Raw genomic sequence first — 14,987 nt, forward strand, 5'->3', positions numbered from 1 at the left:
CGTGCGCCGCGAGGCGGCTTTCGCGCGCAAAGTCTTCCTTTCCCACGCGCTTCGCGCTAAGAGGGCCGGGTTCGCGCGCCGTCCCGGCCGCGTCGTCCGCCACGGCATAGAGAGCCCATGGTCGCCGTTCACATCATCAACGGTCCCAATCTCAACCTTCTTGGCGTTCGCGAGCCACAGACCTACGGCTCCCTGACGCTGGCCGCGATCGAGCAGCGCCTGGTCGAACTCGGCGCTCGCCTCGGCGCTGATGTCACCTGCCGGCAGTCGAATGTCGAGGGCGAACTCGTCGAATTCATCCACGAGGCGGGCCTTGCCGGCGCCGGCATCGTGCTCAATGCCGCGGCCTATACCCACACCTCCATTGCCCTGCGCGATGCCATCAAGGCTGTCGATGCGGTGGCGATCGAGGTCCACCTGTCGAACGTGCACGCCCGAGAGGCCTTTCGACATCACTCCACCATCGCGCCCGTCTGCGCCGGCGTCATCTGCGGCTTCGGCCCGGTGAGCTACGAGCTCGCGCTTGATGCCATCGTGCGCATCCTGAGGCAGCGCCACGGTGCCGATGGCAACTGATCGAACGGACATTCAGACGATGGCCACCGCAAAACAGAACCCGATCGACCCGAGCCTCGTGCGCGAGCTCGCGCAGCTGATCGCCGACACCGATCTCTCCGAGATTGAGGTGGAAAAGGGCGATCTGCGCATCCGCGTCGCACGCCACCTGACGGCGAACGTGTCCGTTCCCGTGGCTGCCGCCCCGGTCGCTGCCGTCGCCCACAATCCCGCTCCGGCACCGGTCGCCGCCCCGCCGGCGCCGCCGGCCGGCAAGCCGGGCGCCGATCACCCCGGCGCCGTCACCTCGCCGATGGTCGGCACCGCCTATCGCCGCCCCTCGCCGGAGGCGAAGCCCTTCGTGGAGGTGGGTGCGCGCGTCGAGGCCGGCGACAAGCTGCTCCTGGTCGAGGCCATGAAGACCTTCAACGACATCCTGGCGCCACGCTCCGGCACGGTCACGGCGATCCTGGTCGAGGACGGGCAGCCGGTGGAGTATGGCGAGCCGCTCCTCGTCATCGAGTGAGGCTCTCCGCATGTTCGACAAGGTCCTCATCGCCAATCGCGGCGAAATTGCCCTGCGCATCCTTCGGGCCTGCAAGGAGCTCGGCATCGCCACTGTCGCCGTCCATTCGACAGCCGACGCCGATGCCATGCATGTGCGCCTCGCCGACGAGAGCGTGTGCATCGGCCCGCCCACCGCGCGCGACAGCTATCTCAACATGCCGGCGCTCATCTCGGCCTGCGAGATCACGGGCGCCGATGCGGTCCATCCCGGCTACGGCTTTCTGTCCGAGAACGCCCGCTTCGCCGAGATGCTGAGCGACCACAACATCACCTTCATCGGCCCCAAGGCCGAACACATCCGGCTTATGGGCGACAAGATCGAGGCCAAGCGCACGGCAAAGCGCCTCGGCATTCCCTGCGTGCCGGGCTCGGAGGGCGGCATCAGCGACGACGACGAGGCCCGGCGCGTCGCGGCCGAGATCGGCTTTCCCGTCCTCATCAAGGCGGCGGCCGGTGGCGGCGGGCGCGGCATGAAGGTGGCCCGCAACGCCGATGAGCTGCCGCACGCCTTGCAGACCGCGCGCGCGGAGGCGAAGGCGGCCTTTGGCGACGATGCCGTCTATATCGAGAAATATCTCGAGAAGCCGCGACACATCGAGCTGCAGGTGCTCGGCGACGGCCAGGGCGGCGCCATCCACCTCGGCGAGCGCGATTGCTCGCTGCAGCGGCGGCACCAGAAGGTGTGGGAGGAAGGTCCCTCGCCCGCCCTCAACCGCGCCGAGCGCGACCGGATCGGGTCCATCGTCGCCGACGCGATGAAGAAGCTCGGCTATCTCGGGGCTGGCACGGTCGAGTTTCTCTACGAGAACGGCGAGTTCTACTTCATCGAGATGAACACCCGTATCCAGGTGGAGCATCCGGTGACGGAGATGATCACCGGCATCGATCTCGTGATCGAGCAGATTCGCATCGCCGCCGGCCATCCCCTGTCCATCCGCCAGGAGGATGTGCAGATCGAGGGCCATGCCATCGAGTGCCGCATCAATGCCGAACATCCGGCGACCTTCCGTCCCTCGCCCGGCACGATCACCTATTATCATCCGCCCGGTGGCCTCGGCGTGCGCGTTGATTCGGCGGTCTACCAGGGCTACCGCATTCCGCCGCATTACGATTCGCTCGTCGGCAAGCTGATCGTGCACGGCCGCTCGCGCAACGAGTGCCTGATGCGCCTGCGCCGCGCGCTCGACGAGTTCGTCGTCGACGGCATCGACACGACGCTGCCGCTGTTCCGCACGCTGGTGCGCAACCAGGACATCCAGAACGGGCTTTACGACATCCACTGGCTCGAGGGCTTCCTGCGCAGCGGTGGACTCGATCTCGAAAGCTCCGCAGCACAGGGCCAAGGTGGTTGACCGCCCCCGGCGTTCCCCGTATCTGAGGCGGACCAGAGCGAGCGCGTAGCTCAGCCGGTAGAGCAACTGACTTTTAATCAGTAGGTCCTGGGTTCGAGCCCCAGCGCGCTCACCACCGCCAAGTCCCTGACCGGCAAGGGATTGCAGATGACATCAGGCGCAGGCATGCCGCCGGACAGGCCCGGCGGCCCCAAGGACGAGACGGTCGCGAGGCGCTTCAGCCTCACCTTCGTCCTCGCCACGCTCGCGTTCGCCGCGCTGACCTATGGCGTCATCGCCGGCTTCGATCCCTACGGCGTCAGGCGCGGCGCGGGCGAGCCGGGTCCGCTCATGGACATCAACCAGCGCTACGTCTATCCGCAAATCGTGCGCAGCGGACGTTATTCCTCCGCCGTCTTCGGGACTTCGACCGTACGTCTCCTCGATCCGCAGCGGCTCGATAAGCTCCTCGGCGGGCGCTTCGCCAATCTTGCGATGAATGCCGCCACGCCATGGGAACAGATGCAGATCGCCAACCTGTTCCTGCGCCATACGCCGGCGCCGGGGACGCTCGTCTTCGGCATCGACGCGCCCTGGTGCGACCGCGACGCCGACAGCGAGGCCAAGCGCCTGACGCCCCGCCCCTTCCCGCCCTGGCTCTACGACGACGACCGGCTCAACGACTGGGCCCATCTCTTCAATTCCAAGAATCTCGAGATCGCCCTGCGGGTGGCAGCCTATCGGCTCGGCCTCATGGACGAGCGCATCCGCGGCGACGGCTACGAGGTCTTCGTGCCGCCGGAGGACACCTACGACCTTTCCCGCGCGCGCATGCACATCTGGCAGGGGCATGCCCCCGAGGCCGTGACATCCGTCGTGCCCGCCGAGACGGTGAGCGAGGCGGAGCGTAAGAGCTGGCGCTTTCCGGCGCTCGCATGGCTCGATGCCATGCTCGCACGCGCACCGGCCACGACGCGCAAGATGATCCTGCTGCCGCCGGTGCATGTCGCCGTGCAGCCGCGGCCAGGCAGCAAGGCCGTCATGCACGAGGAGGCCTGCAAGGCCATGCTCGCCGAGATTGCGCAGCGCCACGGCGCGCTGCTCCTCGATTTCCGCCGATCGTCGCCCGTGACGCGTGAGGACAGCAACTACTGGGATCCGATGCACTATCGCATCGGCATCGCGCGGCGCATCGAGGAGACGCTGGCGGCAGCCATGGGCGGGGCGACGGAGGCTGACGACGGCTTCTTCGTTACCCCCGGCTCGCCCGTCTGGTGAGGCGGCTCAGGCGGTGGCGTCCCCGCCCTTCTCGCCGCGCGCCCAGGCTGCCTTCGTCTCGGCGATGAAGTCGTCGAGACGGTCGTCCGCAATGGCGCGGCGCAGGCCGGACATGAGATCCTGATAATAGGCGAGATTGTTCCACGTCAGCAGCATCATGCCGAGGATCTCGCCCGCCTTGACGAGGTGGTGCAGATACGCGCGGCTGTAGGTGTTCGAGGCCGGGCACTTGGAATCGGGGTCGAGCGGCCGTGAATCCTCGGCATGGCAGGCATTGCGCAGATTGATGCGGCCGAAGCGGGTATAGGCGAGGCCGTGCCGGCCAGCCCGCGTGGGCATGACGCAGTCGAACATGTCGATGCCGCGACGCACGGCTTCGACGATATCGTCCGGTGTACCGACGCCCATGAGATAGCGCGGCTTGCCGGCCGGGAGATGAGGCATCACGGTCTCGATCATGGCGAGCATGACAGGCTGCGGTTCGCCCACAGCAAGGCCGCCGATGGCATAGCCGTCGAGCCCCATGTCGACGAGTTCGCGCGCGCTCTCGATGCGCAGACGCGGGACCTCGCCGCCCTGCACGATGCCGAACAACGCCCGCTCGGGCTGCGTGCCGAAGGCGACCTTGCAGCGCTCGGCCCAGCGCAGGGAGAGGCGCATCGCCTTCTCCGCCACTGCCTCCTCGCACGGCAGCTTCACGCATTCGTCGAGCTGCATCTGGATGTCGGAGCCGAGCAGGCCCTGGATCTCGATGGAGCGTTCGGGCGTGAGAACATGCGTCGACCCGTCGAGATGGGACTGGAAGGTGACGCCGTTCTCATCGATCTTGCGGAGCTGTGCCAGCGACATGACCTGGAAACCACCGGAATCCGTCAGGATCGGATAGGGCCAGTTCATGAACTTGTGCAGGCCGCCGAGCGCGGCCACCCGCTCGGCCCCCGGACGGAGCATGAGGTGATAGGTGTTGCCGAGGACGACGTCCGCCCCCAGCGCCTTCACCTGGTCGGGATACATGGCCTTGACGGTGGCTGCCGTGCCCACGGGCATGAAGGCCGGTGTGCGGATGACACCCCGCGGCATGCGGATCTCGCCTGTTCGGGCGGAGCCGCTCGTCTTGCCGGGGGTGAAGGTGAAGGAAACGGTCATGCTGGCGGCTCCGGCGCGCGGAAGAGCAGACTGGCATCGCCATAGGAATAGAAGCGATAGCCCGCCGCGATGGCGTGGGCATAAGCCGCCTTCATCGTCTCCATGCCGGCGAAGGCACAGACCAGCATGAAGAGCGTCGAGCGCGGCAGGTGGAAGTTGGTCATCAGCACATCGACGGCGCGAAAGCGATAGCCCGGCGTGATGAAGATCGACGTGTCCCCGCGCCATGCCTCGAAGGTACCGTCCGGGCGCACGGCGCTTTCGAGCAGGCGCAGGGCCGTCGTGCCGACGGCAACGATACGCCGCCCCTCGGCGCGCGCGGCATTCAGCGCGGCAGCCGTCGCGTCGTCGATGGTGCCCCATTCGGCGTGCATGCGATGATCGCGCGTATCTTCAGCCTTGACCGGCAGGAAGGTACCGGCGCCGACGTGCAACGTCACGAAGCGCCGCGCGATGCCGCGCGTATCGAGCGCGCAGAAAAGCTCGTCCGTGAAGTGGAGGCCCGCGGTCGGCGCAGCGACGGCGCCGTCGTGGCGAGCGTAGATGGTCTGGTAATCCCTGAGGTCTGCGGCATCGTCAGGCCGCTTCGAGGCGATGTAGGGCGGCAGCGGCACATGGCCGAGGCGGGCAATCGCCTCGTCGAGCGCCGGCCCCGAGAAGGCAAAGCGCAGCAGCACCTCGCCACCGTCGCTCTTCTCTTCTACCTCCGCATCGAGGGCGGCGAGCAGGCAGGCCATGTTCTCGCCCTCCTCGCCGAAGCGGATGCGGTCGCCTACCTTGAGGCGCTTGCCGGGGCGGGCAAAGGCGCGCCAGAGATCGGCGCCCTCGCGCTTGTGAAGCGTCACCTCGACGTGGGACACGGCCTCGCCGCGCACGCGGATGCCGGCAAGACGCGCCGGGATGACGCGAGTGTCGTTGAGGACGAGCACATCGCCCGGCGCCAGCAAATCCGGCAGTTCGCGTACGATCCGATCCGCGAGCAGCCTTTCTCCATCGGGACGCACCACGAGCATGCGCGCGCTGTCGCGCGGGCTCGCCGGCCGCAGGGCGATGCTCTCATCGGGCAGTTCGAAGTCGAACAGATCGACGCGCAACGGTTCTTCCTGGGTGAAACGAAGGTTCTTCGCGGCAGGACTTAAGCGGTGAGGGGCAGGCTTGCCAGTGCATCGTTTGACATTCGGCGGCGGTCCTACTCGCGGAGCCTGGCATGAAGGCCGCATCATGCTTGCGGCTGTCGCGGACATCCACGCGTCGAAGCCCGGCTACGACGCGGCTCTTGCCTGGAGCCAAATGGCTCGCCCCTTGGCTCCAGGCTTCAGGACGTCACGCTGCGTCGGCCACGACACGCATCGAGACGATGCTGTCGGGGTCACGCACGGGCTCGCCGCGCTTCAGCTGGTCGACGTTCTCCATGCCTTCGACGACCTTGCCCCAGACGGTGTACTGCCGGTCGAGGAAGCGCGCGTCGTCGAAGCAGATGAAGAACTGCGAGTTGGCGGAGTTGGGATTCTGGGTACGGGCCATCGAGCAGGTGCCGCGCACGTGCGGCTCCGCGTTGAACTCGGCCTTCAGGTCCGGCAGGTCCGAGCCGCCGGTGCCGGTGCCGTGCGGGCAACCGACCTGGGCCATGAAGCCGTCGATGACGCGGTGGAAGACGATGCCGTCATAGAAGCCGGCCCGCGCCAACTCCTTGATACGTGCCACGTGGTTCGGCGCGAGATCCGGCCGCAGCGCGATGACGACGCGGCCCTTCGTGGTCTCCATGACGATGGTGTTTTCGGGATCGGTCGTCATCTCTTGTCTCCTGGTTGAACGAGCCGTGAATCGCCCCGGTCCGGCATCCGGGTCTGCAGGGCGCCTTTCACTTGGCGTCTGCGGCGACCTGCATGCGGACGATCTTGTCCGGGTTGTCGACCGCGCCGTTGCGGGCCTTGCTGCCCTTCTTGATCTTGTCGACCACATCCATGCCCGAGACAACCTCGCCGAAGACGGTGTACTGGCCGTTGAGGAAGGACGCATCGTCGAAGCAGATGAAGAACTGCGAGTTGGCAGAGTTTGGATCCTGCGCCCGCGCCATGCCGAGCGTGCCGCGCTTGAAGGGGGCGTTGGAGAACTCGGCCGGCAGGTCCGGCAACTGCGAGCCGCCGGTGCCGGTGCCCGTCGGGTCGCCGGTCTGAGCCATGAAGCCGTCAATGACGCGGTGGAAGACGATGCCGTCATAGAAGCCGGCCCGCGTCAGCTTCTTGATCTGCTCAACGTGCATCGGCGCGAGATCTGGCCTGAGGCGGATGGTGACGCGCCCGTCCTTGGTGTCGAGATAGATCGTGTTCTCGGGGTCGAGCTTCGCCTGCGCCATGGCCGGCGTCACGAGCGCGGGCGCGACGATGAGGGACATGAAGGCGGCAAGCGCGAGCAGCAAACGCGGCATGAGGCTCTCCTGATCCGGGCCGGCTCAGCCGCCGGCGAAACGTCTTTGAAGGCGGGCGGCCACCCGGTGAGGCACGAAACGCGAGACATCGCCGCCCATGGCCGCGATCTGGCGCACGAGCGTGGCGGTGATGGGGCGCACGATGGGAGAAGCCGGCAGGAAGACGGTCTGCACGTCTGGCGCCAGGACCTCGTTCATGCCCGCCATCTGCATCTCGTAATCGAGATCGGTGCCGTCGCGCAGCCCGCGGATGAGCAGGCTCGCGCCGTTGCGGCGCGCCGCCTCCACCACGAGATCGGAGAAGGTGACGACGGCGAGCTCGGCCCCCTGCTCCTGCGCCAGCGGCCCGCACTCCTCCTCCAGCATCTCCGCCCGTTCCTCGGCGGCAAACAGCGGCGCCTTGCCCGGATGGATGCCGATGGCGATGACGAGCCTGTCGACGAGGCGGCAGGCATTGCGCACGACATCGAGATGCCCGTTGGTGACGGGATCGAACGAGCCGGCATAGAGAGCGGTGCGTACGGACATGGAATCTCCCTGGCGGCGCCCTGCGCTGGATAAACCGGCCGGGCCCGTTATCCTAGTCCTTTCCTGCTGCGGGAGTCGCCCATGCCGGACATCGACGCCTTCCTTGCCCCCTTCCGCATCACCGACGGAAGCAAGTTCCGACTGTCGAAACACGACCCGCGCGACACCAACGGCTTCGACATCAGCAAGGCCGCAGCCAAGGCAAAGCTCGACGAGGGCATCTCCCACATGCGCGAGATGCAGGAAAAGCTCTTCGCCCAGAACGAATGGTCAATCCTGCTCATCTTTCAGGCGATGGACGCCGCCGGCAAGGACGGGGCGATCAAGCATGTGATGTCCGGCATCAACCCGCAGGGTTGCCAGGTGCATCCGTTCAAGGCTCCCTCCGACGAGGAACTCGACCATGATTTCCTGTGGCGCACCACCTGCCGGCTGCCGGAGCGCGGCCGCATCGGCATCTTCAACCGCTCGTACTACGAAGAGGTGCTGGTGGTGCGCGTTCACCCGGAGATCCTCGCGCGGCAACGACTGCCGACGCGCCTCGTCACCGGGTCCATCTGGGATGAGCGGCTGAAGGACATCCGCCTGTTCGAGGACTACCTGTCGCGCAACGGCACGAAGGTTCTGAAGTTCTTCCTCAACGTCTCCAAGGAAGAGCAGAAGAAGCGACTCATCGCCCGCATCGACGACCCGTCCAAGAACTGGAAATTCGACGTGAAGGATGTCGACGAGCGCCAACACTGGGACGCCTACATGCAGGCCTACGAGGCCGCCATCCGCGCCACGGCGACCGAGCAGGCGCCATGGTACGTGGTGCCGGCCGACGACAAGTGGTTCACCCGCGTCACCGTCATGGCCGCCATCATCAGCGAGATGCGCAAGCTCGACCTCGCCTTCCCGCTCGTCTCGGCGGCAACCCGCGAGAAGCTCGCCGGCATCCGCAAGGCCCTCGACAACGATTGAGACTCCCTCGCCTTCGGCTCCGACGGAAAGGACCAGTCCATCGGCGGGCAATGCCAGCGCCGCACAGGCGGACGCCTGCGCGGCACAGCGACCAGATGGAAGCTCAAACAAGGCGCGGCATCGCGCATTCAGTTTTCACACGGTCGAATGGTTCCTGATCGCTCCCGCTCGGCTACCATTCAAGCCGGAGCCGCGCATTATTCAATATCAAATTCCCCGCATCAATTAACAAATGAGATTATGTGAGAATGATATGATACATAACAATTTTAAATATTCAAACCATTACAGACACATCACACCAGGAACACTCCCAGAAGAAGCAAAAGCATGGTCGGAAACAAGCCAAGCGGCTTCGTCCCCGGCGATGTCGGCAGCGAATGGCCGAACTCAGAACGACCTGTTCACCAGCGCCGTGGCCGCGCCGGGCAGAGCCAAGCGCAATGGCGACGGGGACGCTGCGGCCTACGTCCCGATAAATTACTGGGCGGCCGCGCATGATGCCAGCACGGCATTGGAAACCAATCGGTTGACGTCCTGTTCCGCCCTGCTGGTCCTCACGGACCGGCAGCCCGACGGCATCTACGCGAACCGCACGATGGTCCATTTGAACGGCAGCAGCTTGAACAATCGCCTGAACGGAGGCGTCGACGGCTACAAGCTGGTGGACGATCTCGCCAGGCAGGTCAACGAGGCTGGTGGGGGAAAGATCATCTGGGCTTCCGGTCCCGACAATCGCAATACGAGCATCCTGACCGCACTGGGGCAGGAAGGACGCAACGGAAAAGGATATCCGCTTGCAGAGCTCATGCTCAATCCGAAGGTCACGACGGATATCGTCAGCACAAACGAAATAACTGTTTCGCCGGATGGCTCATACACGCTCGGAGAACTCGGCACCGGAAAGCTGGACGCCGCTGACTTCCTGAGCATTCTCAGGGAGGAATCGGTCCAGAATGGCATCGAGATTGCAGGCTATACCCCGCGGACGAAAGCCGATTCCGTCGCTTCGGACGGCCGGGCCATAGCGGACGAAACAAATGCTTCGGCAGAGCTGGCCGAAGACGCAGCAGACGCTCCGGCACTGCTCCAGGATCTGGAGGACATCGGAGAACTGGGACGGCTGTTCGAGGTCTAGGCAGGCAGGGGGCGGCACACCCCTTTCCCTTGCACACATTCCGTTGCATGCCTGTCCCTGCCTGCAGCGTCGAGCCTTCGCCCCCGCTGCAGGCATTGACGCATATCACGCCTCGGTCGAGGCCTCCCCGCCATCGCCCCCATCCTCGCTCTCGTCGCTGATGCCTTCAACGGAGACAACGCGCTCGTCCTCGGCCGTGTTGAAGACGATGACGCCCTGGCTGGAGCGGCCGACGATGCGAATGCCGTCGACCGGGCAGCGGATGAGCTGGCCGCCGTCGGTCACCAGCATGATCTGGTCGCTCGCCTCGACGGGGAAGGACGCCACCAGCGATCCGTTGCGACCGTTGACGGCCATCGCCACGATGCCCTTGCCGCCGCGGCCGGTGACCCGGTACTCGTAGGCCGATGAACGCTTGCCGTAGCCGTTCTCCGAGATCGTGAGAATGAACTGCTCGGCCGCGCCCATGAGCGCATAGCGCTCCTGCGACAAGGCGCTGTCGGCCGAGCCCTCCTCCACATCCAGCTCTTCCTCCGCGCCGTCACCGTTGGCCGCGCGGCGGGCGGCATTGGCGAGCTTGAGATAGGCCGCGCGCTCGTCCGCCGTCGCATCCATATGGCGCAGGATGGCGAGCGAGATGACCTTGTCCCCATCGCCGAGCGAGATACCGCGCACGCCGGTCGAATCGCGGCCCTTGAAGACGCGCACCTCCGGCACCGGGAAGCGAATGCACTGGCCGAGCGCCGTCGTCAGCAGCACGTCGTCATGCTCGGTGCAGATTTGCACATCGACGATGGAATCCCCCTCGTCAAGCTTCATGGCGATCTTGCCGGCGCGGTTCACCTGCACGAAGTCGGACAGCTTGTTGCGCCTGACGTTGCCGCGCGCCGTGGCGAACATCACGTCGAGCGACGCCCAGTTCGCCTCGTCCTCCGGCAGGGGCATAATGGTGGTGATGCGCTCGCCCTCGTCGAGCGGCAGCATGTTGATGAGCGCCTTGCCGCGGGCGTTCGGCGCCGCAAGCGGCAGGCGCCACACCTTCTCCTTGTACACCTGGCCATGCGAGGAGAAGAAGAGCACTGGCGTGTGCGTGCTGGCGACAAAAAGGCGCGAGACGAAATCCTCGTCGCGCGTCTGCATGCCGCTGCGGCCCTTGCCGCCGCGCCGCTGGGCCCGGTAGGTCGTCAGCGGCACGCGCTTGATGTAGCCGGCATGGCTGACGGTGACGACCATGTCCTCGCGCTGGATGAGATCCTCGTCCTCTACATCCGCCGCCCAGTCGAGGATCTCGGTCTTGCGCGGGGTGGCGAAGGCATCGCGCACGGCGGCGAGTTCGTCCTTCACGATGCCCATGATGCGCGCGCGCGAGCGCAGGATGTCGAGATAGTCGCTGATCTCCTCGGCGAGCTTGTTGAGCTCGTCGGCGATCTCGTCGCGGCCGAGGGCCGTCAGGCGCTGCAGGCGCAGGTCGAGGATGGCACGCGCCTGCGTCTCCGACAGGCGATAGGTGCCGTTCTCGCTCACCCGGTGGCGCGGATCGTCGATAAGGGCGATGAGCGGCGCGACGTCGCCGGCCGGCCAGTCGCGCGCCATCAGCGCCTCGCGCGCCGAGTTCGGGTCCGGCGCCGTGCGGATGAGGTGGATGACCTCGTCGATATTGGCGACGGCAATGGCAAGACCCGCCAACACGTGGGCGCGATCGCGCGCCTTGTTGAGCAGGAACTTTGTGCGGCGGGAGACCACCTCCTCACGGAAATCGACAAAGGCGACGATCATGTCGCGCAGCGTCATCACCTCCGGCCGGCCGCCGTTCAACGCCACCATGTTGGCGCCGAAGCTCGTCTGCATGGGCGTGTAGCGGTAGAGCTGGTTGAGGACGACGTCCGCCACCGCATCGCGCTTCAGTTCGATGACGATGCGCATGCCGTCGCGGTCGGATTCGTCGCGCAGGTCCGAAATGCCTTCGATGCGCTTCTCGCGTACCAGATCGGCGATCTTCTCGATCAGCGCCGCCTTGTTCACCTGGTACGGAATTTCCGTGACGACGATTGCCTCGCGGTCCTTGCGCACCTCCTCCACCACGCTCCGGGCACGCATGATGATGGAGCCGCGCCCGGTCGTGTAGGCCGCTCGGATGCCCGAGCGGCCGAGGATCGTCGCCGCGGTCGGGAAGTCCGGGCCGGGCACGATCTCGATCAGATCCTCGTCGGTGATCTCGGGCCGGTCGATATAGGCGACACAGGCATCGACCACCTCGCCGAGATTATGCGGCGGGATGTTGGTGGCCATGCCGACGGCGATGCCGCCGGCGCCGTTGACGAGCAGGTTCGGGAAACGCGCCGGCAGAACCGACGGCTCCTGCTCCGTATTGTCGTAGTTGTCGTTGAAATCGACCGTGTCCTTGTCGATATCCTCGATCAGGGACATTGCCGCCCTGGCAAGCCGCGATTCGGTATAGCGCATAGCCGCCGGCGGGTCGCCGTCCACCGAGCCGAAGTTGCCCTGCCCGTCGACGAGCGGCAGGCGCATGGAGAAATCCTGCGCCATGCGCACGAGGGCGTCGTAGATCGACTGGTCGCCGTGCGGGTGATACTTACCGATCACGTCACCGACGATGCGGGCCGATTTTCGGTAGGGCTTGTCCGGCGTGTAGCCGTTCTCGTGCATCGAGAAGAGGATGCGCCGGTGCACGGGCTTGAGGCCGTCGCGCACATCCGGCAGGGCACGGCTCACGATCACGCTCATGGCGTAATCGAGGTAGCTGCGCTTCATTTCATCGATGATGGAGACCGGCTTGATATCGCCGCCGGGCGGCTCGCGGTCGCTGCCGCCGTTCTCGATGTCGTCTTGATCCGCCAAGGTGCACGTCCGCAGTGAATGCTCCGCCGGCGGGGATGTCGCGGCGGAATGAGTCTCATTGGGTCTAGCCCATACGGCCCCAAAATGCCATAGGCGAAAGCGCCGCGCCCCGTAACTGATCCACGATCAGAATCAGCCACTTAGTTGTGGTTTTGGATGTTTCTGCGACGCCGGCCGGCGCAAGTCTCGAAGCACGGTGGCGCAGGAGCGCCAACTGCCTTGCGCAAGCCTCGGCGGCGACGGCACAATCGCGCGTGAAAAGCGGCAGAATGCGGGGGCATCGTGCAGGAATTCATCTCATCGGCACTCGTCACGCTGCTCGTCACGCTCGATCCGCCGGGTCTTGCACCGATCTTCCTCAGCCTCACGCGTGGCATGACGGCGGCGGAGAGCCGGCGCGTCGCCGTGCGCGCCTGCATCATCGCCTTCGGCATCATGGCCTTCTTCGGCCTCGGCGGCGATTTCCTCCTGCAGGCGCTCGGCATCGGCCTGCCGGCCTTCCGCATCGCCGGGGGACTGCTGCTGTTCTGGATCGCCTTCGAGATGGTTTTCGAGCTGAGGACGGCGCGCAAGGCGGCGACGGCCGAGACGGCGATCACCGAGGACCATATCCGTAACGTGGCGGCCTTCCCGCTCGCCATACCCCTGCTCGCCGGCCCGGGCGCCATCACCGCCACGATTCTCATCGCCGGCCAGGCGGGCGGCGAGCCGGTGCGGCTCGTTCTGCTGCTCGCCATGATTGCCGCGGTACTGGCGCTCTGCCTCGTCGTCTTCCATCTTGCCAAGAGCATAGCGCGGCTGCTCGGCACGACGGGCAACATCGTGCTCACGCGCCTGCTCGGCGTTATCCTTGCCGCCCTCGCGGTCCAGTTCGTCATCGACGGCATCAAGGCGGTCGCTGCGACCGGCTGACGACCCAGGCGGAACAAATGCGGCTGAGGCCCCGTTGTCGTCCCGGACATGCAAGGGACGGGGGTGTATCATGCCATCACGAAGCCTGCTTTATCTTCTCGTCGGCGCGCTGGGCGTCGTCGTCATCGTTCTCGGCTATCGCCTCTACGAGGAAGAGCGCAAGCCCGACGGGGTGGAGATCAGCATCGGTCAGCACGGTGTGTCGATCGAGAAGAACTGAATGGGGCGGACAGCCCGCTGCGCCGCTCGCCCCGTCGACGTGGGGGCAAAGTGGAAGGCTCGAGTGGGAGACGGCACATGAGAGACAGCGTCAAGGCAGCAATCCTTTGTCTCGGCATGGGTCTCGGTCTGGGCTTGGGCGCGTCGGCCGGGGCCATGCCCCTCGCGCCATCCGCTGACGGCGCGAGAGCAGCCCAACGGACGGAAGGGCCCGTTACCTCCGTCCGCTGGGTGTGCAACCGCTGGGGTGACTGCTTCTGGCGGCCGGGCCCACCGCCGCGCGGCCGTGTGGTCTGCCGCTGGCGCTGGCGCGACACACCGTGGGGGCCGCGCCGCGTGCGCGTCTGCACGAGGCGCTGGTAGCGCTCAGGCCGGCCTCGGCAGCGCCACCCGCAGCAGCAGGAACAAAACGAGCCCGTTGGCGAGGTGCCACACGAAATGGGTGCCGAGGGGCAACGCGCCACAAACGAGCGTATCGATGCTGCGGAAGGTCAGCGAGACGACGAAGAGGCCGCCGATGCCGACGAGCGCACGTCCGACGGCCGGCTTGCAGCGCCATACGAGGGCCCCGACGACGATCATCGCGGCGGCGGCCGGCAGATAGCCGGCCGATCCGTTGAGCGGATCGTAGCCGAACTGCGCGCGGGCGAAATCGAGCCACAATCCTGGCACCATCATCGACAATCCCTGAAACAGCGCCGTGACGGCGAGCGCCGCCCACAGCGGCAGCTCAAGGTAGCGCCGCATGGCGAGGAAGAAATAGACGATGATGAACAGTGCGATGGGCACGACATCGGCGAGTGCCGCCCAGCGCGTCGCGACCGTGTGGAAGAGGAAGGAGCCGACGCCTACGGCAAAGGCCAGCACGATCAGGACCGCCACCAGCCAGTCCCGCCGCGGCGCCCGCAGCCAGATCAGGCCCGCCGCGATGGCCGCGAGGATGAAGGCGCCGTTCGTCAGCGCATTGACGGGTTCGGACCAGAAGCTCGGATCGATGCGCTCGCAATAGGCATCGATCGGTTGATGCCAGGACGACCGATCCATCCCCCACCCCTCGCCTTCG

The 14,987-nt window shown here is 66.1% G+C and carries 15 protein-coding genes and 1 tRNA gene; 9 read left to right on the forward strand and 7 right to left on the reverse strand.

Features of this window, described 5'->3' with window-relative positions; translation table 11 throughout:
• The first annotated feature begins 117 nt into the window (after window positions 1-117).
• The 5 genes from aroQ (at window position 118) to ASC46_RS06135 (ending at window position 3,731) form a co-directional block, all read left to right on the forward strand.
• Window positions 118-576, forward strand: a complete 459-nt coding sequence (gene aroQ / locus ASC46_RS06115; RefSeq protein ID WP_055458380.1) for a type II 3-dehydroquinate dehydratase — start codon at window positions 118-120, stop codon at window positions 574-576.
• 19 nt (window positions 577-595) lie between these two features.
• Window positions 596-1,081 (forward strand): acetyl-CoA carboxylase biotin carboxyl carrier protein, encoded by a 486-nt coding sequence (accB, locus tag ASC46_RS06120; protein WP_055458381.1) that lies wholly within the window; start codon window positions 596-598, stop codon window positions 1,079-1,081.
• Window positions 1,082-1,091: 10 nt separating this feature from the next.
• A complete protein-coding gene (accC, locus tag ASC46_RS06125; RefSeq protein ID WP_055458382.1) occupies window positions 1,092-2,474 on the forward strand; it encodes an acetyl-CoA carboxylase biotin carboxylase subunit in 1,383 nt (460 codons plus the stop codon).
• 39 nt (window positions 2,475-2,513) lie between these two features.
• A tRNA-Lys gene (locus ASC46_RS06130) sits at window positions 2,514-2,589 on the forward strand.
• Between the two features lie 32 nt (window positions 2,590-2,621).
• Entirely contained in the window at window positions 2,622-3,731 is a 1,110-nt protein-coding gene (locus tag ASC46_RS06135; RefSeq protein WP_245280483.1) for a hypothetical protein, read from the forward strand.
• A 6-nt stretch (window positions 3,732-3,737) separates the two neighbouring features.
• On the opposite strand, the gene tgt is transcribed toward ASC46_RS06135, so the two are convergent.
• The 5 genes from tgt to coaD all read right to left on the reverse strand — a co-directional run bounded on the left by tgt (window position 3,738) and on the right by coaD (window position 7,833).
• Entirely contained in the window at window positions 3,738-4,877 is a 1,140-nt protein-coding gene (gene tgt / locus ASC46_RS06140) for a tRNA guanosine(34) transglycosylase Tgt (protein WP_055458383.1), read from the reverse strand.
• The gene (gene queA / locus ASC46_RS06145; protein WP_055458384.1) at window positions 4,874-5,971 is read right to left on the reverse strand and encodes a tRNA preQ1(34) S-adenosylmethionine ribosyltransferase-isomerase QueA; all 1,098 of its coding nucleotides are present in this window, start codon (window positions 5,969-5,971) and stop codon (window positions 4,874-4,876) included. The genes tgt and queA overlap by 4 nt, the downstream gene beginning before the upstream one ends.
• Window positions 5,972-6,200: 229 nt before the next feature.
• A complete protein-coding gene (locus ASC46_RS06150; protein ID WP_055458385.1) occupies window positions 6,201-6,671 on the reverse strand; it encodes a peptidylprolyl isomerase in 471 nt (156 codons plus the stop codon).
• 67 nt (window positions 6,672-6,738) lie between these two features.
• Window positions 6,739-7,305 (reverse strand): peptidylprolyl isomerase, encoded by a 567-nt coding sequence (locus tag ASC46_RS06155; protein ID WP_096335193.1) that lies wholly within the window; start codon window positions 7,303-7,305, stop codon window positions 6,739-6,741.
• A gap of 24 nt (window positions 7,306-7,329) precedes the next feature.
• Window positions 7,330-7,833, reverse strand: a complete 504-nt coding sequence (gene coaD / locus ASC46_RS06160; RefSeq protein ID WP_019402695.1) for a pantetheine-phosphate adenylyltransferase — start codon at window positions 7,831-7,833, stop codon at window positions 7,330-7,332.
• A gap of 81 nt (window positions 7,834-7,914) precedes the next feature.
• Between coaD and ASC46_RS06165 the strand changes: the two genes are divergently transcribed.
• Window positions 7,915-8,796, forward strand: coding sequence for a polyphosphate kinase 2 family protein (locus tag ASC46_RS06165; protein ID WP_055458386.1), 882 nt, complete (start codon window positions 7,915-7,917; stop codon window positions 8,794-8,796).
• 367 nt (window positions 8,797-9,163) lie between these two features.
• The gene (locus ASC46_RS06170) at window positions 9,164-9,934 is read left to right on the forward strand and encodes a hypothetical protein (protein ID WP_055458387.1); all 771 of its coding nucleotides are present in this window, start codon (window positions 9,164-9,166) and stop codon (window positions 9,932-9,934) included.
• Window positions 9,935-10,039: 105 nt separating this feature from the next.
• Here the strand turns inward: ASC46_RS06170 and gyrA are convergent, their stop codons facing one another.
• The gene (gene gyrA, locus ASC46_RS06175; protein WP_055458388.1) at window positions 10,040-12,793 is read right to left on the reverse strand and encodes a DNA gyrase subunit A; all 2,754 of its coding nucleotides are present in this window, start codon (window positions 12,791-12,793) and stop codon (window positions 10,040-10,042) included.
• A 279-nt stretch (window positions 12,794-13,072) separates the two neighbouring features.
• On the opposite strand from gyrA, the gene ASC46_RS06180 reads away from it, so the two are divergent.
• Together ASC46_RS06180 and ASC46_RS21505 are read left to right on the forward strand one after the other, a co-directional pair.
• Window positions 13,073-13,705, forward strand: coding sequence for a MarC family protein (locus tag ASC46_RS06180; RefSeq protein ID WP_055458389.1), 633 nt, complete (start codon window positions 13,073-13,075; stop codon window positions 13,703-13,705).
• Window positions 13,706-13,775: 70 nt separating this feature from the next.
• A complete protein-coding gene (locus tag ASC46_RS21505) occupies window positions 13,776-13,925 on the forward strand; it encodes a hypothetical protein (RefSeq protein WP_096335192.1) in 150 nt (49 codons plus the stop codon).
• Between the two features lie 365 nt (window positions 13,926-14,290).
• Here ASC46_RS21505 and ASC46_RS06185 read toward each other — a convergent pair whose 3' ends face one another.
• Entirely contained in the window at window positions 14,291-14,968 is a 678-nt protein-coding gene (locus ASC46_RS06185; protein WP_055458390.1) for a ceramidase domain-containing protein, read from the reverse strand.
• Between the last annotated feature and the right edge of the window lie 19 nt (window positions 14,969-14,987).

Source organism: Chelatococcus sambhunathii (genome assembly GCF_001418005.1).
GTDB lineage: Bacteria > Pseudomonadota > Alphaproteobacteria > Rhizobiales > Beijerinckiaceae > Chelatococcus_A > Chelatococcus_A sambhunathii.

What these genes read in the sequence shown, in the direction of transcription:
- ASC46_RS06170 (WP_055458387.1), top strand. Translation starts at nt 9,164, where the DNA reads ATGTCGGCAGCGAATGGCCGAACTCAGAACGACCTGTTCACCAGCGCC.
- ASC46_RS06185 (WP_055458390.1), bottom strand. Translation starts at nt 14,968, where the DNA reads ATGGATCGGTCGTCCTGGCATCAACCGATCGATGCCTATTGCGAGCGC.
- ASC46_RS06150 (WP_055458385.1), bottom strand. Translation starts at nt 6,671, where the DNA reads ATGACGACCGATCCCGAAAACACCATCGTCATGGAGACCACGAAGGGC.
- accB (WP_055458381.1), top strand. Translation starts at nt 596, where the DNA reads ATGGCCACCGCAAAACAGAACCCGATCGACCCGAGCCTCGTGCGCGAG.
- tgt (WP_055458383.1), bottom strand. Translation starts at nt 4,877, where the DNA reads ATGACCGTTTCCTTCACCTTCACCCCCGGCAAGACGAGCGGCTCCGCC.
- ASC46_RS21505 (WP_096335192.1), top strand. Translation starts at nt 13,776, where the DNA reads ATGCCATCACGAAGCCTGCTTTATCTTCTCGTCGGCGCGCTGGGCGTC.
- aroQ (WP_055458380.1), top strand. Translation starts at nt 118, where the DNA reads ATGGTCGCCGTTCACATCATCAACGGTCCCAATCTCAACCTTCTTGGC.
- accC (WP_055458382.1), top strand. Translation starts at nt 1,092, where the DNA reads ATGTTCGACAAGGTCCTCATCGCCAATCGCGGCGAAATTGCCCTGCGC.
- coaD (WP_019402695.1), bottom strand. Translation starts at nt 7,833, where the DNA reads ATGTCCGTACGCACCGCTCTCTATGCCGGCTCGTTCGATCCCGTCACC.
- ASC46_RS06155 (WP_096335193.1), bottom strand. Translation starts at nt 7,305, where the DNA reads ATGCCGCGTTTGCTGCTCGCGCTTGCCGCCTTCATGTCCCTCATCGTC.
- ASC46_RS06135 (WP_245280483.1), top strand. Translation starts at nt 2,622, where the DNA reads ATGACATCAGGCGCAGGCATGCCGCCGGACAGGCCCGGCGGCCCCAAG.
- ASC46_RS06165 (WP_055458386.1), top strand. Translation starts at nt 7,915, where the DNA reads ATGCCGGACATCGACGCCTTCCTTGCCCCCTTCCGCATCACCGACGGA.